Annotated in this window: 20 protein-coding genes; 15 read left to right on the top strand and 5 right to left on the bottom strand. The window is 68.0% G+C overall.

What is annotated here, in order from left to right:
* Positions 1-28 precede the first annotated feature (28 nt).
* Both B7R22_RS14665 and B7R22_RS14660 read left to right on the top strand, forming a co-directional pair.
* Positions 29-1,198 carry an inorganic phosphate transporter gene (locus tag B7R22_RS14665; protein ID WP_116412453.1) on the top strand — a complete coding sequence of 390 codons (1,170 nt, stop codon included), beginning with the start codon at positions 29-31 and terminating at the stop codon, positions 1,196-1,198.
* Between the two features lie 5 nt (positions 1,199-1,203).
* Positions 1,204-1,536, top strand: a complete 333-nt coding sequence (locus tag B7R22_RS14660) for a hypothetical protein (RefSeq protein WP_116412452.1) — start codon at positions 1,204-1,206, stop codon at positions 1,534-1,536.
* Here the strand turns inward: B7R22_RS14660 and B7R22_RS14655 are convergent.
* The gene (locus tag B7R22_RS14655) at positions 1,517-2,404 is read right to left on the bottom strand and encodes an IclR family transcriptional regulator (RefSeq protein ID WP_116412451.1); all 888 of its coding nucleotides are present in this window, start codon (positions 2,402-2,404) and stop codon (positions 1,517-1,519) included. The genes B7R22_RS14660 and B7R22_RS14655 overlap by 20 nt on opposite strands.
* A 144-nt stretch (positions 2,405-2,548) precedes the next feature.
* Here B7R22_RS14655 and B7R22_RS14650 point away from each other — a divergent pair, with 144 nt between their 5' ends.
* The 11 genes from B7R22_RS14650 to B7R22_RS14600 all read left to right on the top strand — a co-directional run bounded on the left by B7R22_RS14650 (position 2,549) and on the right by B7R22_RS14600 (position 13,753).
* Complete coding sequence (locus B7R22_RS14650) at positions 2,549-3,214, top strand: ABC transporter permease (RefSeq protein ID WP_116412450.1); 666 nt, start codon at positions 2,549-2,551, stop codon at positions 3,212-3,214.
* Between the two features lies 1 nt (position 3,215).
* Positions 3,216-4,310: an ABC transporter ATP-binding protein gene (locus B7R22_RS14645; protein ID WP_116412449.1), complete on the top strand. Its 1,095-nt coding sequence runs from the start codon at positions 3,216-3,218 to the stop codon at positions 4,308-4,310.
* A complete protein-coding gene (locus B7R22_RS14640) occupies positions 4,307-5,098 on the top strand; it encodes an ABC transporter permease (RefSeq protein WP_116412448.1) in 792 nt (263 codons plus the stop codon). Before B7R22_RS14645 ends, B7R22_RS14640 begins: the two co-directional genes overlap by 4 nt.
* A 61-nt stretch (positions 5,099-5,159) precedes the next feature.
* Entirely contained in the window at positions 5,160-6,104 is a 945-nt protein-coding gene (locus B7R22_RS14635; protein WP_116412447.1) for a glycine betaine ABC transporter substrate-binding protein, read from the top strand.
* Positions 6,104-6,622, top strand: a complete 519-nt coding sequence (gene fae, locus B7R22_RS14630) for a formaldehyde-activating enzyme (protein ID WP_116412446.1) — start codon at positions 6,104-6,106, stop codon at positions 6,620-6,622. The genes B7R22_RS14635 and fae overlap by 1 nt, the downstream gene beginning before the upstream one ends.
* Positions 6,619-7,722, top strand: a complete 1,104-nt coding sequence (locus B7R22_RS14625) for a mandelate racemase/muconate lactonizing enzyme family protein (protein ID WP_116412445.1) — start codon at positions 6,619-6,621, stop codon at positions 7,720-7,722. Before fae ends, B7R22_RS14625 begins: the two co-directional genes overlap by 4 nt.
* A 39-nt stretch (positions 7,723-7,761) precedes the next feature.
* Complete coding sequence (locus tag B7R22_RS14620) at positions 7,762-9,261, top strand: aldehyde dehydrogenase (protein ID WP_116412444.1); 1,500 nt, start codon at positions 7,762-7,764, stop codon at positions 9,259-9,261.
* The gene (locus B7R22_RS14615) at positions 9,228-10,214 is read left to right on the top strand and encodes an NAD(P)-dependent oxidoreductase (RefSeq protein ID WP_253259105.1); all 987 of its coding nucleotides are present in this window, start codon (positions 9,228-9,230) and stop codon (positions 10,212-10,214) included. Before B7R22_RS14620 ends, B7R22_RS14615 begins: the two co-directional genes overlap by 34 nt.
* Entirely contained in the window at positions 10,211-11,398 is a 1,188-nt protein-coding gene (locus B7R22_RS14610) for an iron-containing alcohol dehydrogenase family protein (protein ID WP_116412442.1), read from the top strand. Before B7R22_RS14615 ends, B7R22_RS14610 begins: the two co-directional genes overlap by 4 nt.
* On the top strand, positions 11,395-12,897 hold the full coding sequence (locus tag B7R22_RS14605) for an NAD-dependent succinate-semialdehyde dehydrogenase (RefSeq protein ID WP_253259098.1): 1,503 nt from the start codon (positions 11,395-11,397) through the stop codon (positions 12,895-12,897). The genes B7R22_RS14610 and B7R22_RS14605 overlap by 4 nt, the downstream gene beginning before the upstream one ends.
* A gap of 148 nt (positions 12,898-13,045) precedes the next feature.
* Positions 13,046-13,753: a hypothetical protein gene (locus B7R22_RS14600; RefSeq protein WP_116412441.1), complete on the top strand. Its 708-nt coding sequence runs from the start codon at positions 13,046-13,048 to the stop codon at positions 13,751-13,753.
* 5 nt (positions 13,754-13,758) lie between these two features.
* Here the strand turns inward: B7R22_RS14600 and B7R22_RS14595 are convergent, their stop codons facing one another.
* The 4 genes from B7R22_RS14595 to B7R22_RS14580 form a co-directional block, all read right to left on the bottom strand.
* The gene (locus B7R22_RS14595; RefSeq protein ID WP_216363482.1) at positions 13,759-14,610 is read right to left on the bottom strand and encodes a hypothetical protein; all 852 of its coding nucleotides are present in this window, start codon (positions 14,608-14,610) and stop codon (positions 13,759-13,761) included.
* Positions 14,611-14,613: 3 nt separating this feature from the next.
* Positions 14,614-15,348, bottom strand: coding sequence for a helix-turn-helix domain-containing protein (locus B7R22_RS14590; protein ID WP_116412440.1), 735 nt, complete (start codon positions 15,346-15,348; stop codon positions 14,614-14,616).
* Positions 15,349-15,422: 74 nt separating this feature from the next.
* Complete coding sequence (gene ppk2 / locus B7R22_RS14585) at positions 15,423-16,280, bottom strand: polyphosphate kinase 2 (protein WP_253259104.1); 858 nt, start codon at positions 16,278-16,280, stop codon at positions 15,423-15,425.
* A 168-nt stretch (positions 16,281-16,448) separates the two neighbouring features.
* Positions 16,449-17,300, bottom strand: a complete 852-nt coding sequence (locus tag B7R22_RS14580) for an alpha/beta fold hydrolase (RefSeq protein ID WP_116412438.1) — start codon at positions 17,298-17,300, stop codon at positions 16,449-16,451.
* 133 nt (positions 17,301-17,433) lie between these two features.
* Here B7R22_RS14580 and B7R22_RS14575 point away from each other — a divergent pair, with 133 nt between their 5' ends.
* Complete coding sequence (locus B7R22_RS14575) at positions 17,434-18,060, top strand: hypothetical protein (RefSeq protein ID WP_147305406.1); 627 nt, start codon at positions 17,434-17,436, stop codon at positions 18,058-18,060.
* Positions 18,061-18,124: 64 nt separating this feature from the next.
* Complete coding sequence (locus tag B7R22_RS18865; RefSeq protein WP_147305405.1) at positions 18,125-18,574, top strand: hypothetical protein; 450 nt, start codon at positions 18,125-18,127, stop codon at positions 18,572-18,574.
* Positions 18,575-18,623 lie beyond the last annotated feature (49 nt).

Here is an 18,623-nt window from a genome sequence, read left to right as displayed (position 1 = left end):
CCCACACGCACGCCTGGAGGATCATCCGATGGACGTACTCATCACTGTCTTGCTCGTCATCGTCATAGCGCTCGTCTTCGACTTCACGAACGGTTTCCACGACACCGCGAATGCCATGGCCACCTCGGTCGCCACGGGCGCCCTGAAGCCGAAGGTCGCCGTGCTCATCTCGGCGGTGCTCAACCTGGTCGGAGCTTTCCTCTCCACTGAGGTCGCCAAGACGATCTCGCAGGGCATCATCAAGGAGGGCGAGGGCGGGATCCAGGTCACGCCCACCATGATCTTCGCCGGGCTGGTCGGCGCGGTGCTCTGGAACCTCGGCACCTGGTACCTGGGGCTCCCGTCGAGCTCGACGCACGCCCTGTTCGGCGGACTCATCGGCGCCGCCATCATCGGCGCGGGCGTCAACTCGGTCGACTTCGGCGTCGTGCTCTCGAAAGTGGTGCTGCCGGCGCTCTTCTCACCCTTCGTCGCCGGGCTCGTCGCGCTCGTCGCCACCTATGCCGCCTACCGCATCACGCGCCAGGCGCGCACCCGCGGTTCGGACCGTGGATTCCGTCACGGCCAGACGATCTCGGCCTCCCTCGTGTCGCTTGCCCACGGAACGAACGACGCCCAGAAGACGATGGGCGTCATCACGCTCACCCTCATCGCGGCCGGCTACCAGGATTCCGGCACCGGCCCGCAGCTCTGGGTGATCGGTGCCTGCGGCCTGGCGATCGCCATCGGCACCTACCTCGGCGGCTGGCGGATCATGCGAACGGTGGGCAAGCGCATCACCGATGTGCAGCCCGCACAGGGTTTCGCCGCCGAGACGAGTTCGGCCGCCACCATCCTGATCTCCTCGCACTTGGGCTTCGCCCTCTCGACCACACAGGTGACGTCCGGTGCGGTGGTCGGATCGGGTCTCGGCAAGAAGCTCGCCCGCGTGCACTGGGGTGTTGTCGGCAAGATCGCCCTCGGCTGGGTCTTCACCCTGCCGGCGGCGGCGATCGTGGGAGGCCTCGCGGCCTGGGCCGCCTCCTCCAGCACGCTCGGACTCATCATCGTCGCGGTGCTGGCGCTCGTGCTGGGTGCCGGCTTCTTCGTGCTGGCCAGGCGGCACCCCGTCACGCAGGAGAACGTCAACAGAACAGGCGACGACGCCGCAGACGGTTCAGACGATGCGGGTGCTGAGCTCGCCGGAAAGAAGGCCTGACGAGCATGTGGACTCCGGATGCACAGACAGCCGTTCCCGCCGCCCCGCACCTCATCGCAGCGGCCACCGACCAGTTCCTCGGCGTCGACTGGGGCGCCTTCGCGATCGTCTTCCTCATCTCCTTCGCGGCGGCGGTGGTGATCGTGGTGTTCTACGCTCTCGGGCTCCGCCTGCTGGCCGCCGGTTCCCCAGACGACACCGGATCCGAGGGTCACGTGACGAGTGCAGCACGAGGCCCGCGTCCTGTCGCGGCGACCTTTGGCGGGTACCTGTGCCTCGCCATCGGGGGCGCCGCGGTGCTCTACGGGCTCTATCTGATCATTCCGCAGTTCCACTGACCCGCGAACCCCGGCGGGGCGCGGCGCCGAGCTCGGCCGAGAGCTGCTCGGCGATCTCGGAGACGAGTCGCCCCGCGGCATCCAGGTGCCGGCCGAGGCGTGCCTTCGGTGCGCTCACGTTGATGGCGGCGACGATGTTGCCTCGAAAATCGAAGACCGGTGCCGAGACGCCGACCACCCCCATCTCGAATTCCTCATCGACGCTCGCGTAGCCCCGGCGGCGGATGTGCCCGATCTCGGTCAGAAGGCTCTCGAAGTCGGTGATCAACGGGATGCCGCCCTCCGCCGCCGGTTCGGGGGGGAGCCCGGTGAGGGGTGCGACCACAGGTGCGACTGGACCCGTCACGGCACGATCGTTGCCGTGCCGGTCGTACCAGCCGCGGATGTCGGCATCGCTCCAGTCGCTGATCAGCACCCGGCCGGCCGACGTCATCCAGGCGGCCACGCTCACGCCCTCCCACGCGATGCCCCGGAAGGCGTGCTCGCTCAGCTGGCTGCTGAGGGTGAGCACACTGTCGCCGCGGAGCACGCAGAGGTGGGCCGTCTCGTGGGTGGCGGTCACGACGCGGCGGAGAAAGGGTACAGCCTGCCGCACGAGCCGGGATTCGAGGGTGCGCGCCGCCAACGCGTAGAGCTGGTAGCCCAGTCCATAGGTGAGGGTGGCCGGGTCGCGGGCGACGAGACCCGCATCGGCGAGCGTCGCCAGGGTACGCGACACCTGCCCCTTGTCGCGCCCGACCAGTTCCGCCAGGCGAACGACGCCGAGTCCGCCCGACTCTTCCGCCTCTGGCGAGCCGAGTACTTCGAGCAGTTCGAGGTCACGACGGAGGCCGGCGGAGTTCCGGCGAGGGGTGGGTGCGGCATCCATTCGCCCACTGTAGTCCCCCAGTTGGCATATGCACAACTGCTGTTGCGCAAAAGAACACCGCACCCGTAGTGTCGACGTGTCGCACCGACCTCCACGACTTCGCGGCGGTCACCACTCAACGAAGAGCAGAGGAGCTGTGCATTCATGACCGGATTCGACCTTCCGGGCCTCCTGGCCTTCTGGGGAAAGCGCTACGACGACATTCTCCAGCTGATCGGTCAACACCTGCTCGTCGTGGCCGTGGCGTTGCTGCTCGCCACCGTCATCGGTGTCGGCATCGGCCTCCTCGTCTGGAACAGCCCCGTCGGGCGCTCGCTTGCCGTCACGAGCGCTGCCGTCATCCTGACGATCCCCTCCCTCGCGCTTCTGGCAGCGATGATCCCGCTCTTCGGGCTCGGCTGGGTTCCGACGCTGATCGGCCTCACGCTCTACTCGCTGCTGCCGATCATCCGGAACACCGTGGTCGGGCTCCGCGAAGTGAGCCCCGCGATCATGGAGGCGGCCACGGGCATGGGGCTCTCCCGGGGGGCGGTGCTGCTGCGCATCCAGCTGCCGATGGCCTGGCCGGTCATCGTGACCGGAGTGCGCGTCGCGGCGCAACTCACCATCGGTATCGCGGCGATCGGCGCGTACGTGGGTGGCCCAGGACTCGGCCAGATGATCTTCCAGGGCCTCAGCTCGCTCGGCTCGAAGAACGCGCTCAACTATGCACTCACCGGCACCCTCGGTGTCATCGTTCTGGCCCTCATCGTCGACGGCCTGTTCACACTCATCACGAAAACGACCACCTCGAAGGGACTGAGGGCCTGACATGACCGACTCGACAGCAGACACCGGCGCGTCACGCGTTCTGGGCGGGCGCCCCACAGAGGCGACCATCCGCACCACGACCACCATCACCACGGTGAAGAACACCAGCGGTGCGCACATCGAACTGAAGAACGTGAACAAGGTCTACGGCGAGCAGACCGTGCCGGCCGTCGAGGACTTCTCGATGGATGTCGAGCCCGGCGAGCTGATCATGTTCGTCGGCCCCTCCGGCTGCGGCAAGACCACCACGATGAAGATGATCAACCGCATCATCGAGCCGACCTCGGGGTCGATCACGGTCGATGGGCGCGACGTGCTGTCGCTGAACCCGAACGAGCTCCGGCGGCACATCGGCTACGTCATCCAGCAGATCGGCCTTTTTCCGCACATGACGATCGCCGAGAACATCTCGGTCGTGCCGAAGCTGCTCGGCTGGTCGAAGGAGAAGACCCGGAACCGGGTGGATGAGCTGCTCTCGGTGGTGCAGCTCGACCCGAAGACGTTCGCGGGGCGCTACCCGAAGCAGCTTTCGGGCGGGCAGCAGCAGCGCGTTGGAGTGGCACGCGCCCTCGCCGCCGACCCGCCCGTGATGCTGATGGACGAACCGTTCGGTGCGACCGACCCGATCACCCGCGAGAAGCTGCAGGTGGAGTTCCTGCGCCTCCAGGAGTCGATCGGCAAGACGATCATCTTCGTGACGCACGACTTCGACGAGGCCGTGCGGCTGGGCGACCGCATCGCGGTGCTCAGCGATCGGTCGAAGATCGAGCAGTTCGACACCCCCGCGAACATCCTGAGGGCACCGGCCAACGACTACGTCGCCTCGTTCATCGGGCATGGGGCGGCGCTCAAACGTCTCGCGCTGATTCCGCTCTACGACGCGCTGCTCGGCAGGGCTTCGGATGCCCGGGGCACAGCGTCGCTGCCCGAGACCGATTCGCTTCGGGATGCCCTGGACCTGCTCGTGCTGACCGGCCTGCCGGCCATCGGGGTCACCGACGCCAGCGGGAAGGTCGTGGCATCCGTCACCGTCGACCAGATCTCGGCCGAACTCGGTGACGACGTGGGCGGCGCGGCTGCGGGAGCCCTCTCATGACGTTCGAGGCGGTGATCGAGCGCGACGTGAGTGTCGCGCCCGCAGAGCTCGGGGTTCGGCGCGCCCGGTTCTGGACCCTCCGCCGCATCGCCACCCCGATTGTCATCGTGCTGGTGCTGCTGGCTCTGTTCCTCTGGATCCAGACCCTCGAGATCGACTCGATCATGGCGCGCACGCTGAACGCCGACTACATCCTGCTGCGTACCAGGGAGCACCTCGAGCTGACGTTCATCGCGTCGGCGCTGGTCGCCGTGCTGGCGATCCCCGCGGGTATCGTGGCCAGTCGCACCACGTCGCGGCTCCTTCGCGGAACGATCCTGACGATCGCCAACATCGGGCAGGCGACGCCGGCCATCGGCTTCATCATCCTGCTCGCGATCATCTGGCAGATCGGATTCCAGACCGCACTCATCGCCCTGGTGGCGTACTCGTTCCTGCCGGTGCTCCGGAACACCATGGTCGGCCTCGCCCAGATCGACCCCAGCGTCACGGAGTCGGCGCGCGGCATGGGGATGAATCCGGGACAGGTGCTGCGGCGCATCGAACTGCCGCTCGCGGTGCCGGTGATCCTCGCCGGGCTCCGCACCTCGCTGGTGTTCTGCGTCGGGGTCGCCACGGTGGCCACGTTCATCGACGCCGGCGGCCTCGGCGACATGATCGTCAACGGGCTGAAGCTGCAGCGCTTCCCCGTTCTCATCACCGGTGCCGTGCTGGTCTCCTGCATCGCCCTGCTGATCGACTGGCTCGCCAGCATCGCCGAAGACCTGTTGCGCCCGAAAGGCGTCTGACCCTCTCTCCTTCACCATCCCTCTCACCCTCACCATCCCTCTCACCCACAGAAAGAGCACCATGAACCTCAAACGAACCACAGGGCTGCTGGCCATCCTGGCCGTCGGCGCACTCGCCCTCACCGCCTGCTCCGGCGGAAGCACTGGCGCTTCCTCCTCGGGCAAGGGTGACGAGCTCGCGGGTCTCTCTGGCGACGTCGGCGCGAAGGACTTCTCCGAGCAGTACATCCTCGCGAACATCACCAGCCAGCTCTTCAATGCCCACGGTGCGAACACCAAGGCCAACACGAGCGTCGTCGGATCCGCCAACGTGCGAGCCGCCCTCGTGGGCGACCAGTTCCTCGGCTACTGGGAGTACAGCGGAACATCCTGGATCACCTACAACAACAACACGACCCCCGTGCAGGGCGAACAGGCCCAGTTCGACGCCACCAAGAAGGCCGACGCCGCCAATGGCATCGCCTGGCTCGACCCGGCACCCCTGAACAACACCTACGCCTTCGCGATCCTCTCCGACAAGGCGAAGGAGCTCGGCGTCACCAAGCTCAGCGACATCGCGAAGCTCCCGGTCGCAGACCAGACGTTCTGCATCGAGAGCGAGTTCTCGACCCGCGACGACGGGTGGCCCGGAGTCAAGAAGGCCTACGGTCTGGATGCCGTGCCCGACTCGAACGTCGCGCTGCTCGACACCGGGGTCATCTACACGACCACCGCGAAGGGTGACACCTGCAACTTCGGCGAGGTCTTCCAGACGGACGGCCGGATCCCGGCTCTCGGGCTCACCGTGATGCAGGACGACAAGTCGTTCTTCCCGGTCTACCAGGGCGCCTTCACGCTCAAGCAGAGCACCCTCGACAAGTACCCCGGCATCGCCGACGTGGTCGCGCTGGTGTCGAGCAAGCTCACCACCGAGGAGATGCAGAAGCTGAACGCCAAGGCCGATGTCGACGGTGACGACCCCGCCGACATCGCGAAGAGCTGGCTGACCGAACAGGGTCTGATCTGATGACCTCGGGTCTGCAACTCGGCGAGAGCTTCATCGGCGACGGCGTCAACGCAGCCCACGTCAACACCGTCTTCGGCGACCGCCAGGGCCCCGCCGGCGTGGCTTGGGCAACCGCCCTCGCCACCCCGAGCGCCGGCCACGTGCCGTTCGTGACGGTGCTTCGGCCCTCCCTCCCCGTGAAGCCGCTGACACTCTTCGTCACGAAGTCGGCCCCGGCCTCGGATGAACACGGACTTCTCATCTGGGGCCCGGCCCAGGCCGGCATCGCCGCGGGAGTCGCGGAGGCGCTCGCCGACGGCATCGTCTCCCGCGAACAGGCCGACAGCCACGTCATCATCGCGGCGGTCTGGGTGAACCCCGGCGCCGACGACGCCGAACAGGTCTACGAGAACAACCGGCTCTCCGCGCGCACCGCACTCGAGAACGGCGCGCGCCTCCTGCCGTCGACCGACGATGTCATCGCCGCCCGCGGCTCCGCCTCCAACCCGTTCTACACACCGAAGGCCAGAACCACATGAAGATCACCGACATCCGCCTCACGCGGATGGTGCTGCCGCTCGATCCGCCGTTCAACGCGGCGTGGGATCCGGAACCCCGCCGGTCGTTCCCGGCGACGCTCGTCGAGGTCTTCACCGACGAGGGTGTCACCGGAGTCGGATCGGGTGACACGATGGACGGCTTCGACGCCTACCGCGACCTGTTCATCGGCACCGACCCGCTGCAGATCCTGAACCAGGTGCGCCGCATCGAGACGATCAACTTCCACGGTGGCCGGTACTGGCCGCTCGAGGCAGCGCTCTGGGACATCATCGGCAAGGTCGCGGGCCTGCCGGTCAGCGTGCTCTTCGGTGGGGCGCGCGACCGGCTGCCGGCCTACGCCTCGTCGGGGGAGCTGAAGAGCCCGGAGGCCCGGGCCGAGTCGGCGCTCGCCGCCCGCGAGCTCGGCTTCAAGGCGATGAAGATCCGGATCGCCCGCACGGCGCTCGCCGAAGGAGTGGAAGCGGTGCGCCGCACCCGCGAGGCGGTCGGGCCCGACTTCGACCTGATGGTCGACCTCAACCAGATGTGGCGGATGTCGGGAGACATCGACGCGGCGCTCCCGCTCGCCCGCGTGCAGCACGTCGCCGCCGAACTCGTCGACCTCGGCGTGCTCTGGCTCGAAGAACCGCTGCCCCAGGTCGATGTCGCCGGCGCGCAACGCGTGCGGGCCCAGACGGGCATCCAGATCGCCGGGGGGGAGATGGTGCGGTCGCTCCCCGAGATCATGGCCCTCATCGAGCAGGATGCCTTCGACATCTACCAGCCCGACGTCGCCCTCGCGGTCGGCATGCACCGCGCCCGCCAGGTCGCCGAGTCGGCGAACCTGCGGCACCGCTCGTTCACCCCGCACACCTGGAGCAACGGGCTCGGCCTGCTGGCCAACCTGCATGTGGCAGCGGGCGTGGATGCCGGTCCGTACATCGAGTTCCCGTTCGACCCGCCGGGCTGGACCCCGGAGCGGCGCGACTTCTTCCTCGAGCCACTGATGATCGACTCGCACGGCGACCTCATCGTGCCGTCGGCACCCGGGCTCGGTGTCAGGATCGACCGCGCCGCCGTGGCCCGCTACGCCGTCTGACCTGCCCTTCTTCCTTCCCAGCCACAACAGAGAGACATCATGACCGACTGGATCGCGGCTGCTGCCGCCCTGCGCCCGGAGACCCGGCTCTTCATCGACGGGGAGTTCCGCCCCTCGAGCGACGGCGGTACCTTCGACACGATCACGCCCCGCGACGGAAAGGTGTTCGCAGCCGTCAGCTCAGCGAACGAGGAGGATGTCGACCGGGCCGTGCGCGGTGCGGCCACCGCCTTCGAGAGCGGGGTCTGGTCGCGCGCCGACCGGCGCACCCGGCAGGCCGTGCTGCTTCGGCTGGCAGACCTGATGCTCGAGAACCGCGAGGAACTGGCGCTCCTCGAGTCGCTCGACTCCGGGCATCCGATCTCCGACTCACTGAACGTCGACGTGCCGAACGCCGCCCGCACGGTGCGCTGGTACGCCGAAGCGCTCGACAAGGTCTACGACGAGATCGCGCCCACTCCCGAGAACGCGCTCGCCCTCATCAGCCGCGAACCGCTCGGGGTAATCGGGGCGGTCGTGCCGTGGAACTATCCGCTGATCATCACGGCGTGGAAGATCGCGCCGGCGCTCGCGGCCGGCAACTCGGTCGTGCTGAAGCCCGCCGAGCTGACCAGCCTGTCGGTATTGAAGCTTGCGGAGCTGGCCGCCGAAGCAGGGCTTCCGGCAGGCGTGCTGCAGGTCGTGCCCGGTCTTGGGCGGGTGGCGGGGCAGGCGCTCGGGAGACATCCCCTGGTCGACAAGATCGCCTTCACGGGGTCGCCCGCCGTCGGCCGCGGCTTCCTCAGCTACGCGGGGGAGTCCAACGGCAAGCAGGTGTCGCTCGAACTCGGCGGCAAGTCGGCGCAACTGGTGCTCGCCGACGTCGAAGATCTCGACGCCTGCGCCTCGGCCGTGGCCTGGGGCATCTTCTACAACGCCGGCCAGACCTGCCACGGCGGCAGCCGTCTGGTGGTGGATGCCCGGGTGCACGACGAGCTTGTCGAGAAGATCATCGCCGTGGGCTCCTCGCTCGTGCACGGCGACCCGTTCGACGAGAGCACCCAGCTCGGCACGATCGCGAGCAGTGTGCAGCTGGATCGGGTCCTCTCCTACACAGAGGTGGCCCGATCGGAGGGTGTCACGGTGAACGGCGGCTCCCAGGTGCGGCCGGTCGGCCTCGAAGACGGCTACTACGTCGAGCCCACGGTCTACGACAACGTCGACAACACCGGACGCATCGGCCAGGAGGAGATCTTCGGGCCTGCGCTCTCGGTCTCGGTCGTGGATGGCGCGGCCGAGGGTGTGCGAGTCGCCAACGAGAGCGCCTACGGCCTGGCCGCCAGCGTCTGGACGAGCGACCTGCGGACGGCCCACCGCGTGGCGCGGGACCTGCGCGCCGGCACCGTCTGGGTCAACACCTTCGACGTGGCCGACGTCATCACCCCGTTCGGCGGGGTGAAGCAGTCCGGCGCGGGCCGCGACCGCTCGCTGCACGCCTTCGACAGCTACACCTCGCTGAAGACCACCTGGATCGACATCGCTCCGGGTTCGAACTACTGACCACTCTCCAGAAAGTGACTGAAATGACGAACACCCAGCCGACCACGGTCGGCTTCATCGGCCTCGGAAACATGGGCTCGGGCATGACCCGCAACCTGCAGGCGGCGGGCTTCCCGCTCGTGGTGAACGACATCCGCCGGGAGGCCGCGGCCGAGCTGATCGCCGGCGGCGCGATCTGGGCGGCGACTCCCGCGGAGGTCGCCGCGGCGAGTGACGTGGTCATCACGATGCTGCCCACCCCGCGCCACGTCGACGCCGTCGTGAACGGTGCAACGGGCATCCTCGCCGGTATCGCCGACGGCGGTACCTGGATCGACATGTCGACCTCGGTACCCGACGTCGCCAACCGGGTGCGGGCGGACAACGCTCACCGAGGGCTCCACATCCTCGACGCCCCCGTCTCCGGGATGTCGGTGGGCGCTGCCAACGGCATGCTGCAGATCTTCGTGGGTGGTGAGGCAGCCGACGTCGAGCGCCTCCGCCCGGTCTTCGAGGCCATGGGAGACCCCGAGCGCATCCTGCACGTCGGGGCGGCGGGCACGGGTTACGCCGTCAAGCTGATGATCAACCAGCTCTGGTTCTCGCACCTCGTCGCCACAGCCGAAGTACTGGCCATCGGGGTGAAGGCGGGTGTCGACTTGGAGGTGCTGCGGAAGTCCCTGGTGGCGAGCCCGGCGAACAGCAACTTCGTCGAGAACGATGTGCTCAGCATCCTCGATCACGGCGACTACGACGAGGGCTTCGCCATCGCCCTGGCGTGCAAAGACCTCGGGCTCTCCATCGACCTGGCCCGGTCGGTGGGGGTGCCGGCAGAACTCTCGGGGCTCGTCGAACAGATCTACCGACGAGCCAAAGCGCAGTACGGCGACCTCGCCGGCGAGATGACGCCCTTCAAGCTCTACGAAGACCTCGCCGGGTCGGAGCTGCGCCGCGAAGTGGCGGTGCACGCATGAGCATCCTGCCACCTCAGAACGTCGCTCTCAGCGACATGCCGCTCGACCTCGACCCGAAGCCGTTCGCGCGGTTCGGGCGCGGCCGGGTCTCCGAGGTCGGAGCCGTCACGGCGGCGACCGGCGCGTCGAGCGCCCTCATCGTGACCGACGCGTTCCTGGCGGCCTCGCCCGTCGTCGCCGCAGTGCGTGACTCGCTCGAAGCAGCCGGCATCGCGGTCACCGTCTACGGGGGAGTGACACCGAACCCGACGACGACGTGCGTCGACGAGGGAAGCGATGTCGCGCGCGACGCGAATGTCGAAGCTCTCGTGGCCGTCGGTGGCGGCTCGTCGATGGATGCCGCCAAAGGCATATCGCTTGGAGCAGTGAATGCCAACCGAGGCATAGATCTCGACTACCGCAACGAGTTCACCAACGAGGCTCTGCCGATCATCGCCGTTCCCACGACAGCAGGAACCGGCGCCGAGGTGAATGCGTTCGGCGTGGTCACCGACGTCACCGAGCACCGCAAGTTCTACGTCGGCTCGAACAGCGCGCTCGCCCGCGCCGCAGTGCTCGACCCCGATCTGACTGTCGGGCTGCCCCCGAAAGCCACCGCCGCCACCGGGATGGATGCCCTCACCCACGCACTTGAGTCCTACCTGTCGCTTCGGCCGAACCCCTACAGCGACGGCATCGCGCTCCAGGTGATCTCGACCGTCGCCGACTACCTGCCGCGCGCCGTGGACGACGGCAGCGACATCGAAGCGCGCTCCCAACTGCTGCTGGCCTCGCACATCGCCGGCGTCGGGTTCTCGCACACCGGCCTCGGCCTCGTGCACGGCATCGCGCATCCCCTCGGCGGCCGGTTCGACATCCCGCACGGCCTCGCGCTCTGCCTCGTGATCGAGCGGGTGCTGCGCTACAACCTCAGCGTGCGGGGCGAACGCCTCGCCCGGGTGGCGTTCGCGCTCGGGGCCGGCGACAGCCGCGCATCCGATGCAGAGAATGCGGAAGCGGCGATCACCGCCGTCGCCGCCCTCGCCCGCCGGGTCGGCATGACCGCCACCCTCTCGTCGTTCGGCGTCACCGCCGCCGATCTCCCGTCGCTCGCCGCCGACGCACTGGCCGACGCCGTGACCATCAACAACCCGCAGCAACCCGGCGCCGACGACATCGTCGCCATTCTGGAGGCCTCCCTGTGAGCCGCGCACTCGTGACATCCACTCCCACTCCCGACGACGAACGGCGCCTCATCGACTCCCTGCCCACCGGGCTGTTCATCGGCGGCGAGTGGCGCGCCGCGAGCGACGGCGGCACCTTCGACGTTCTCGACCCGTCGACTGGGCTCGTGCTCACGTCGATCGCCAGCGCGACGCCGGCCGACGGCGCCGCGGCTCTGGGTGCTGCCGCCGACGCCCAGCGAGCGTGGGGTCGCACGGCGCCACGTGAACGCGCCGAGATCCTCCGCCGCGCCTTCGAGGCCGTGACGGAGCGCGCCGACGACTTCGCCCTGCTGATGACGCTCGAAATGGGCAAGCCGCTCGCCGAGGCCCGCGGCGAAGTGGCCTACGGCGCCGAATTCCTCCGCTGGTTCTCCGAGGAGACCGCGCGCATCGCGGGCCGTTTCGCGATGGCCCCGGATGGCAACAGCCGCCTGCTCGTCATGAAGCGGCCGGTCGGGCCGAGCCTCTTCATCACGCCGTGGAACTTTCCGCTCGCGATGGCCACCCGCAAGATCGCCCCGGCCATCGCGGCGGGTTGCACCATGGTGCTGAAGCCGGCGGCGCTCACGCCGCTCACGGCGCTGTTGTTCACACAGGTGCTCGCCGAAGCCGGGCTGCCCGCCGGCGTGCTGAACGTCATCCAGACGACCTCCGCCGGTGCCGTGACCGGCCCCCTGATCCAGGATGCCCGGCTGCGCAAGCTCTCCTTCACCGGGTCGACCGAGGTGGGCCGCAGGCTCATCGCGGATGCTGCGCACCAGGTGCTCCGGGTGTCGATGGAGCTTGGCGGCAACGCTCCGCTGCTGGTGTTCGACGACGCCGACCTCGACAAAGCGGTCGACGGTGCGATGCTCGCCAAGATGCGGAACGGCGGCGAGGCGTGCACGGCGGCCAACCGCATCCTGGTGCAGCAGGGCGTCGCGGCGGAGTTCTCGCGCCGGCTGACGGAGCGGATGGCCGCCCATACCGTGGCGCGGGGAACCGACCCGGCGTCGAAGACCGGCCCGCTCGTCGACGAGGGCACCCGCGAGAAGGTGCACGAACTCGTGACGTCGGCCGTCGAAGCGGGAGCGACCCTGGCGCTCGGCGGCCGTGCCGTGCCGGGGGCAGGCTACTTCTACGAGCCGACCGTCTTGACTGACGTGCCCGCTGGGGCGCGCATCCTGAACGAAGAGATCTTCGGGCCGGTCGCTCCGATCGTGACCTTTGCGACGGAGGAGGAGGGCATCCGGCTGGCGAACGCCACCGAATACGGTCTGGTCGCCTACGCCTTCACGCGCGACCTGAACCGCGGGCTCCGGCTTGCAGAGGAGCTCGAGGTCGGGATGTTCGGACTCAACACCGGCATCGTCTCGAACCCCGCGGCCCCGTTCGGCGGCGTGAAGCAGTCGGGCACGGGGCGGGAGGGCGGCATCGAGGGCATCGAGGAGTACCTCGAGACCCGCTACGTCGGCATCGCCGACCCCTACGCGACGTGAGGCCGGGAGTTGTCCGCCCTCTGTTAGGCATGAGAGGGCGGCGGTCGCTGTCCGCCGTTCAGCGGACTGACAACGTGCCGGCGCGGGGGTAGCTTCGAGCGTATGACGACTCCGCACCCGCTCACCTGGCGGCGGCCGGTTCACTCTGGTGTTCGCGGCCGTGCAGGTGATCATCCTCACCGTCTTCGTCTTCAGTCAGGGGCTCGGCAGCCTCTTTCTCGCGTCGCTGCCCGACGCGTCACCCTCGAACCTCGCCGCCGTGGCCCTCGCCCCGCAGCTCTGGGTGCTGCCCGCTGCCGCCACCCGGCTCGTCAGACCGCGCTGGCTGCTCGTCGTGAGCGCCGCGGGCCTCGCCCTCGCCCTGCTCCTCGGGGGCGCGGCGGCGCTGAGCGGCCAGCAGCACCAGTCCGCGCTGAATGCCGCGTACGACGGGCCGGTCTACGCTCCCTCGTTGTCGCCGGCTTCGCCGGTTGCCGGTTTCCACCTCCGCGGGGTCGAGCTGCCGAACGGCTACGCAACGTACGACGGGGCCGTGCAAGTGTCGCTCTCCTACATCAGCCCCGGCCCCGGGGCCGACGCCTCGGGCGACCGTTACTACGATGTCGGCTTCAGCGCGACTCACAACCCCGATGCGTGCCCGTCGAGCGCGACCTACAGCACCTGCACGGAGGTCGGCACAGCGTTCGGCGCCCCCGTACGACGGAGCGAATCATCCGGCGACTACCTCGTCGAACTGCCCCGCGGCTCGGTGACGCTCACCGGCTCGCTCACCCCCGCCGAGGCGCTCACGGTTCTCGCCGACCTGCAGCCCTCCTCCCTCGACGCCGTCGCCCGCCTGCGCGTCACCACCCCCTGAACGCGTCAGCTGGGGCGGCAGTCGACGATGAACTGCATCAGAGCCGTGGCGTCGGCGGTGTCGAAGAGTTCGCGGAGTTTCTCGTTGAACTCCAGCCGGCGCCTCGCTGAGATGGAGATGGCGTCGAACCCGTGGAGCATGAGTTGCCCCGTCATCATGATGCGGGCAGTACGTTTGTTGCCGTCGAAGTAGAACTGGCGCCGTGTCGCGGCGCAGAAGTAGGCGATCGCCTGCTCCCGAGGATCGTCGAGCTGCCCCAGATAGGCGAGCAGCTGCACGTTCTCTTCGCGGAGAGTGCTGCCGCTCGATCCAGGATCAGACGCCTGATATCGACCGAGTTCGCCGAGGCCGACCAGCCCCCCGCCCCCGACCTGTCCCTCGCCGCGGAAGTGGCCCGATTCGATTGCTTCGTGAACCGCGACGAGTCCGTGGATGTGGTCGCTGGTCGGCTTGTCGAGTCTGAAAGAACCTGACTTCACCAGGTCGTCGAGTTCGTTGTAGGCGTCATTGAGGGCGAGGATCTGGTCCTGGTCCTCGATCCGGTGGCCGCTCACCGTGACGCCCTCCAACAGCGTCTGCACCTCGGGCAGCGTGTAGGGGTTGCCTTCGAGCGCCGCCGCATCCCAGATGTACTCGGGCAGCGCGGAGCGGAATCGAGCGCGCACCCGGCTCGTCGTCGACGGGCCAAGCAGCGAGAAGTCGATCGCCTCGCTCCTCCAGCTGATGCCGGTCTGTTCGACCTGCTCTGCTCTGTCGGCAGAAGTTCCAGCTGACGTACCGACTGTCACCTTGCGGCCTGTGTTCTTGGCTGCGTACTGCTCGGCCCCGTTTGCCCACCCTCGGTTCGACTCAGACACGGTTCACCAACTCCCCGCTATGTCGGCCGCGACATTCGCAGCACTACCGCCCAGTCCGAACCCATCGATCAGTGCCTGAATCGGTGCAACGTAACGAAGGCGACCTGCGACGAGTGCGTCGATGCCCAGATCGTCCGTCAAGGGCGCGACGATGACATCTGCCCTCTCGGGACGGCCCTGTACCAGGTGGTCGAGGGATCGAACGACCCGGTGTACATCCTCGGCATAGAGGACGCGGGCTGTGCCCGGCAGCGGTTGTTGGTCGCTCGAGATCTGTTCGAGAGCACCTCGCCCGGAGAGGATCCACGCCTTGCCCGAGTTCTCGCCAGCAGCCGCGAGTTTGAGGTCGTCGGCCTCCCCGGTCAGGAAGACGGCTCCGGTGCGCTTGATCAGACTCGAACTCACCCCGGCAACTCGGACGATGTCGACAGGATCGATCCCGGCCAGGCGGCCGAGGCGGTGAATCCACTGTGTGACGGACTGATCGGGCGGGAGATCGTAGCGGCCATCCAGGAGTACGCGGGCGGCGCGACCGGCGTCAGGATCGGAGAGTGGTCGGGTCGCCACCGTTAGATCGAAGCCAGCTGCGATGGCCAACTCTCGAAGAGTCTCGGTGCGAGAGTCCGTCTGACCCCGGTCGATCCGGAAGAGGGTCGACCGGGACACCCCGGACCGCGCTGCGAGAGCGACGGCAGTCAAACCCGACGTTTCGAGCAGCTGGGTGACGAAATAATCCATGTATGCAACACTACGCCCAAGTGTTCCAAATCCGGAGCACTTGAATCGCACAGAACGGGGAGGAGGGGGCGGGGTCAGGGGCGAGGGCGGGCGTTCTCGCCGCGTTCGTAGACCTCGGATGCCGGACCGACGATCTTCGCGTCGGGGGCGCCCACGAGCTCGACGTCCTTGTTCGCGTAGTCGAAGAGGTTCAGCACGTGGCGCATCGCCTCCAGCCGGGCGCGCTTCTTGTCGTTGCTCTTCACGACCGTCCACGGGGCGTCGGCGGTGTCGGTCCGCTCGAACATCGCCTCCTTGGCCTCGGTGTAGGTGCCCCACTTGTCGAGCGACGCGATGTCCATCGGCGAGAGTTTCCACTGCCGCACGGGGTCGACCTGGCGGATCGCGAAGCGGGTGCGCTGCTCGTCGGCCGACACCGAGAACCAAAATTTCACGAGGTCGACGCCGTCGCCCACGAGCATCCGTTCGAACGCAGGGGCCTGCCGCATGAACTCCTCGTACTGCGCATCGGTGCAGAAGCCCATGACGCGCTCGACGCCCGCCCGGTTGTACCAGGAGCGGTCGAACAGCACCATCTCACCGGCGGCCGGAAGGTGCTTGACGTAGCGCTGGAAGTACCACTGGGTCTGCTCGCGCTCGCTCGGCTTCTCCAGCGCAACGGTGCGGGCCCCCCGCGGGTTCAGATGCTCGGTGAACCGCTTGATCGTGCCGCCCTTGCCCGCGGCATCCCGCCCCTCGAACACGATGACGAGCCGGCGACCCTCGGCCTTGATCCAGTTCTGCAACTTCAGCAGCTCGATCTGCAGCAGGCGTTTGCGGGCCTCGTACTCGTCGCGGTCCATGCGCTCGTCGTAGGGGTAACCCTCGCGCCAGGTGTCGACGGAGGCGCCGTCACGGTTCAGCAGAACCGGATCGTCGTCGTCGACGTCGATCACGGTGAAACCGAACACGTCGTCGAGGTCGGGGGCCGGGGAGTGCGTGGTGTCGAGGCTCTCAGAGGGGGTCACGATGCGCGAGTGTACACAGGCCCGTCGACGGCGAGGTGGCCGGCGGGAGAACATCGGGTCATGACCGAACCGATCTTCGAGCCGCGGCGGACGTCAGGCCTGCCAGCGGTCGAGGGTGCTCCGGATGGTGGCGAGCAGGGCGAGGGGCTCATCGAGCATGATCGCGTGGCCGGCATCCGGTATCTCGATCACAACGACCTCGTCGGACGCGGCGAGGGCGACGCGGGCGGCGGGTGAGAGCAGGCCGTGCTCGCCGAAGATCATGACGACGGGGCAGGCCAGGCCGTCCAGGGTGCGCGGCGAGTCTCCCGCCAGCTTCAGTAACGCGGGGTCGAACTTCCAGCCCCAGCCGCCCGGAACCTCTGTGACGGAGTGCTCGGCGATGTGGCGCGCGATGTAGTCGATCGACGGCTGCGCCGGCACGGGCCGGAAGCGCGTGACCGCCTCCTCCTTCGTCGCGTAGACGCGCGCACGCCCGAACAAAGCCGGGTCAGATTCGGGCCGCGGCCGCGGCCGCGTGCCGGTGGGTTCGATCGGCGAGTCGACGATGATCACGCCGGTGAGGGCGGGTGTGCCCCGGCGCGCGAGGATCGTCGTGGCCAGGCCGCCCATGCTGTGCCCGATCACGACGGGAGGGCTGCCCAGCTCTGCCGCCGTGATCACCGCCGCGATCTCATCGGCCCAGCCGTCGAGGGAATACCCCGGCCGGTGATCGCTGTCACCGTGGCCCGAAAGGTCGATGGCGACGACACGGCGGGGGTTGGCGAGGGTCGGTGCGAGGTGGTCCCACCAGCGCGCGTTCGCGGCGCCCCCGTGCACGAGCAGCAGGTCTGGAACGCCGGGGGAAGAGGTGCCCCAGGTGCGGTACGAGACCTCGGCGCCGTCGACGGGCACGGTGTCGACGCGGGCAACGTCGGCCAGGGCATCCGTGAACCAGTCGGGCACTCTCCCACGATAGCCGAGATGCCCCTGAGGGCCCGCCCGACGATGGGCGGCATCATGGGGTCTTTAATGAGTAAACCTCGCATAGACCCCCAGAGGGGTCTAACCTCGGACGAACGGCTCTCTGGAGGAATGCATGCGTCGAAGTACGAAGGTCTCCGCGATGATGACGGGAGCGCTCGTCCTGCTCGTGGCCCTGTCGTTCCCGCAGGCTTCACAAGCGGGTTCGACGGAGGTCGGCCCGGCCGCTTCGTCTGCTGACGTACTCCGTCTGCCTGAAATTCAGCCGACGTCTGCGCCCGCTGCGCGAATGCCGTCGGATGACCCGGCGTACGGAACCTGGCAGAACGACTTTCTGGCCGCGGCTGATGTGATCAGGCAGGGCTACCCCGACGATCTTGCCGAAGTGGTCGTCGGTGACGATCTCACCACCGGAACAGTCAGCTTCGCTGGTGCCGCACCCGTCGAGGCGCTAGATCAACTGGGGAGACTCGGCGGAGTGCGCGTGACTGAGAATATCGGGTACACCGAGAAGAGCGTGTCGGAGACGGCCGCCCAGGTCTACAGCCTGGCCAAAGCGGCCCTTGGGCCCGAAGCGGAGCTCAACACCTACTACGACGGTGCCGACGGCAACTTCCACGTGAAGTACCGCTCTTCAGCGCCCCCGGACGACGCGTATCTGCAGAGCTCCATTTCAGCGCAGCTCGATCTCCCCGGAAACAAGCGGCTGGAGGTCGAATCCGATCCGTCCGACATGCGGTGACAAAGGCGGCCTCTGGGAGTTCCAGATTCACTCTCGCGCTGTGGACAGGACCGTGAGGACGCGGATGTCCGGGGCTGTCCTCGTCGGCGCTGCTTGCCTGATGGTCGCTTCCGCCTGCACCTCGAGTGAACTGACACCGAACCCCACTCCCAGTACCGCAGTCACACCGGATGTGCCGTCCTTGCTCACCGGGCTCTTTGTGCCACGCGGCGCGGTCGAGTCGCTGACGGGAACAATGGGCAGCGCTGGCGGGTGCATCGCGTTCACGGACTCGGCGACGAAGTCCACTGCCCCAGTGCTCTGGCCGCTCGGCTCACACGTCGGTCCCGGCGCGCAGACTATGGTGCTCGACAATGGCAGTGTCGATATGGATGCTCCCCTCACCATGCTGGGCGTGCGCATCCAGGCGAAGGAGCTGTGGGCCGAGACCGAGGGTGTGGCCGAGTGCGCGCCCGACCCCGAGCAGTCGGTGATCGTGGTCACCGGGCTGCCGGGCATCCTCATGCAGCAGTGACCCCCGCGCGCTACCCTTACGACCGGAGAGTCGAAGAGCCATGGGCATT

Source organism: Subtercola boreus, from assembly GCF_003399635.1.
Taxonomy (GTDB): domain Bacteria; phylum Actinomycetota; class Actinomycetes; order Actinomycetales; family Microbacteriaceae; genus Subtercola; species Subtercola boreus_B.
The sequence above is the reverse complement of the archived record's forward strand: the minus strand, read 5'-3'. Positions and strand labels throughout refer to the sequence as shown.

Coding starts and splice junctions, on each gene's coding strand:
- B7R22_RS14635 (WP_116412447.1), top strand. CDS start 5,160: ATGAACCTCAAACGAACCACAGGGCTGCTGGCCATCCTGGCCGTCGGC.
- B7R22_RS14575 (WP_147305406.1), top strand. CDS start 17,434: ATGCGTCGAAGTACGAAGGTCTCCGCGATGATGACGGGAGCGCTCGTC.
- fae (WP_116412446.1), top strand. CDS start 6,104: ATGACCTCGGGTCTGCAACTCGGCGAGAGCTTCATCGGCGACGGCGTC.
- B7R22_RS14625 (WP_116412445.1), top strand. CDS start 6,619: ATGAAGATCACCGACATCCGCCTCACGCGGATGGTGCTGCCGCTCGAT.
- B7R22_RS14650 (WP_116412450.1), top strand. CDS start 2,549: ATGACCGGATTCGACCTTCCGGGCCTCCTGGCCTTCTGGGGAAAGCGC.
- B7R22_RS18865 (WP_147305405.1), top strand. CDS start 18,125: ATGTCCGGGGCTGTCCTCGTCGGCGCTGCTTGCCTGATGGTCGCTTCC.
- B7R22_RS14610 (WP_116412442.1), top strand. CDS start 10,211: ATGAGCATCCTGCCACCTCAGAACGTCGCTCTCAGCGACATGCCGCTC.
- B7R22_RS14640 (WP_116412448.1), top strand. CDS start 4,307: ATGACGTTCGAGGCGGTGATCGAGCGCGACGTGAGTGTCGCGCCCGCA.
- B7R22_RS14655 (WP_116412451.1), bottom strand. CDS start 2,404: ATGGATGCCGCACCCACCCCTCGCCGGAACTCCGCCGGCCTCCGTCGT.
- B7R22_RS14660 (WP_116412452.1), top strand. CDS start 1,204: ATGTGGACTCCGGATGCACAGACAGCCGTTCCCGCCGCCCCGCACCTC.
- B7R22_RS14645 (WP_116412449.1), top strand. CDS start 3,216: ATGACCGACTCGACAGCAGACACCGGCGCGTCACGCGTTCTGGGCGGG.
- B7R22_RS14620 (WP_116412444.1), top strand. CDS start 7,762: ATGACCGACTGGATCGCGGCTGCTGCCGCCCTGCGCCCGGAGACCCGG.
- B7R22_RS14590 (WP_116412440.1), bottom strand. CDS start 15,348: ATGGATTATTTCGTCACCCAGCTGCTCGAAACGTCGGGTTTGACTGCC.
- B7R22_RS14665 (WP_116412453.1), top strand. CDS start 29: ATGGACGTACTCATCACTGTCTTGCTCGTCATCGTCATAGCGCTCGTC.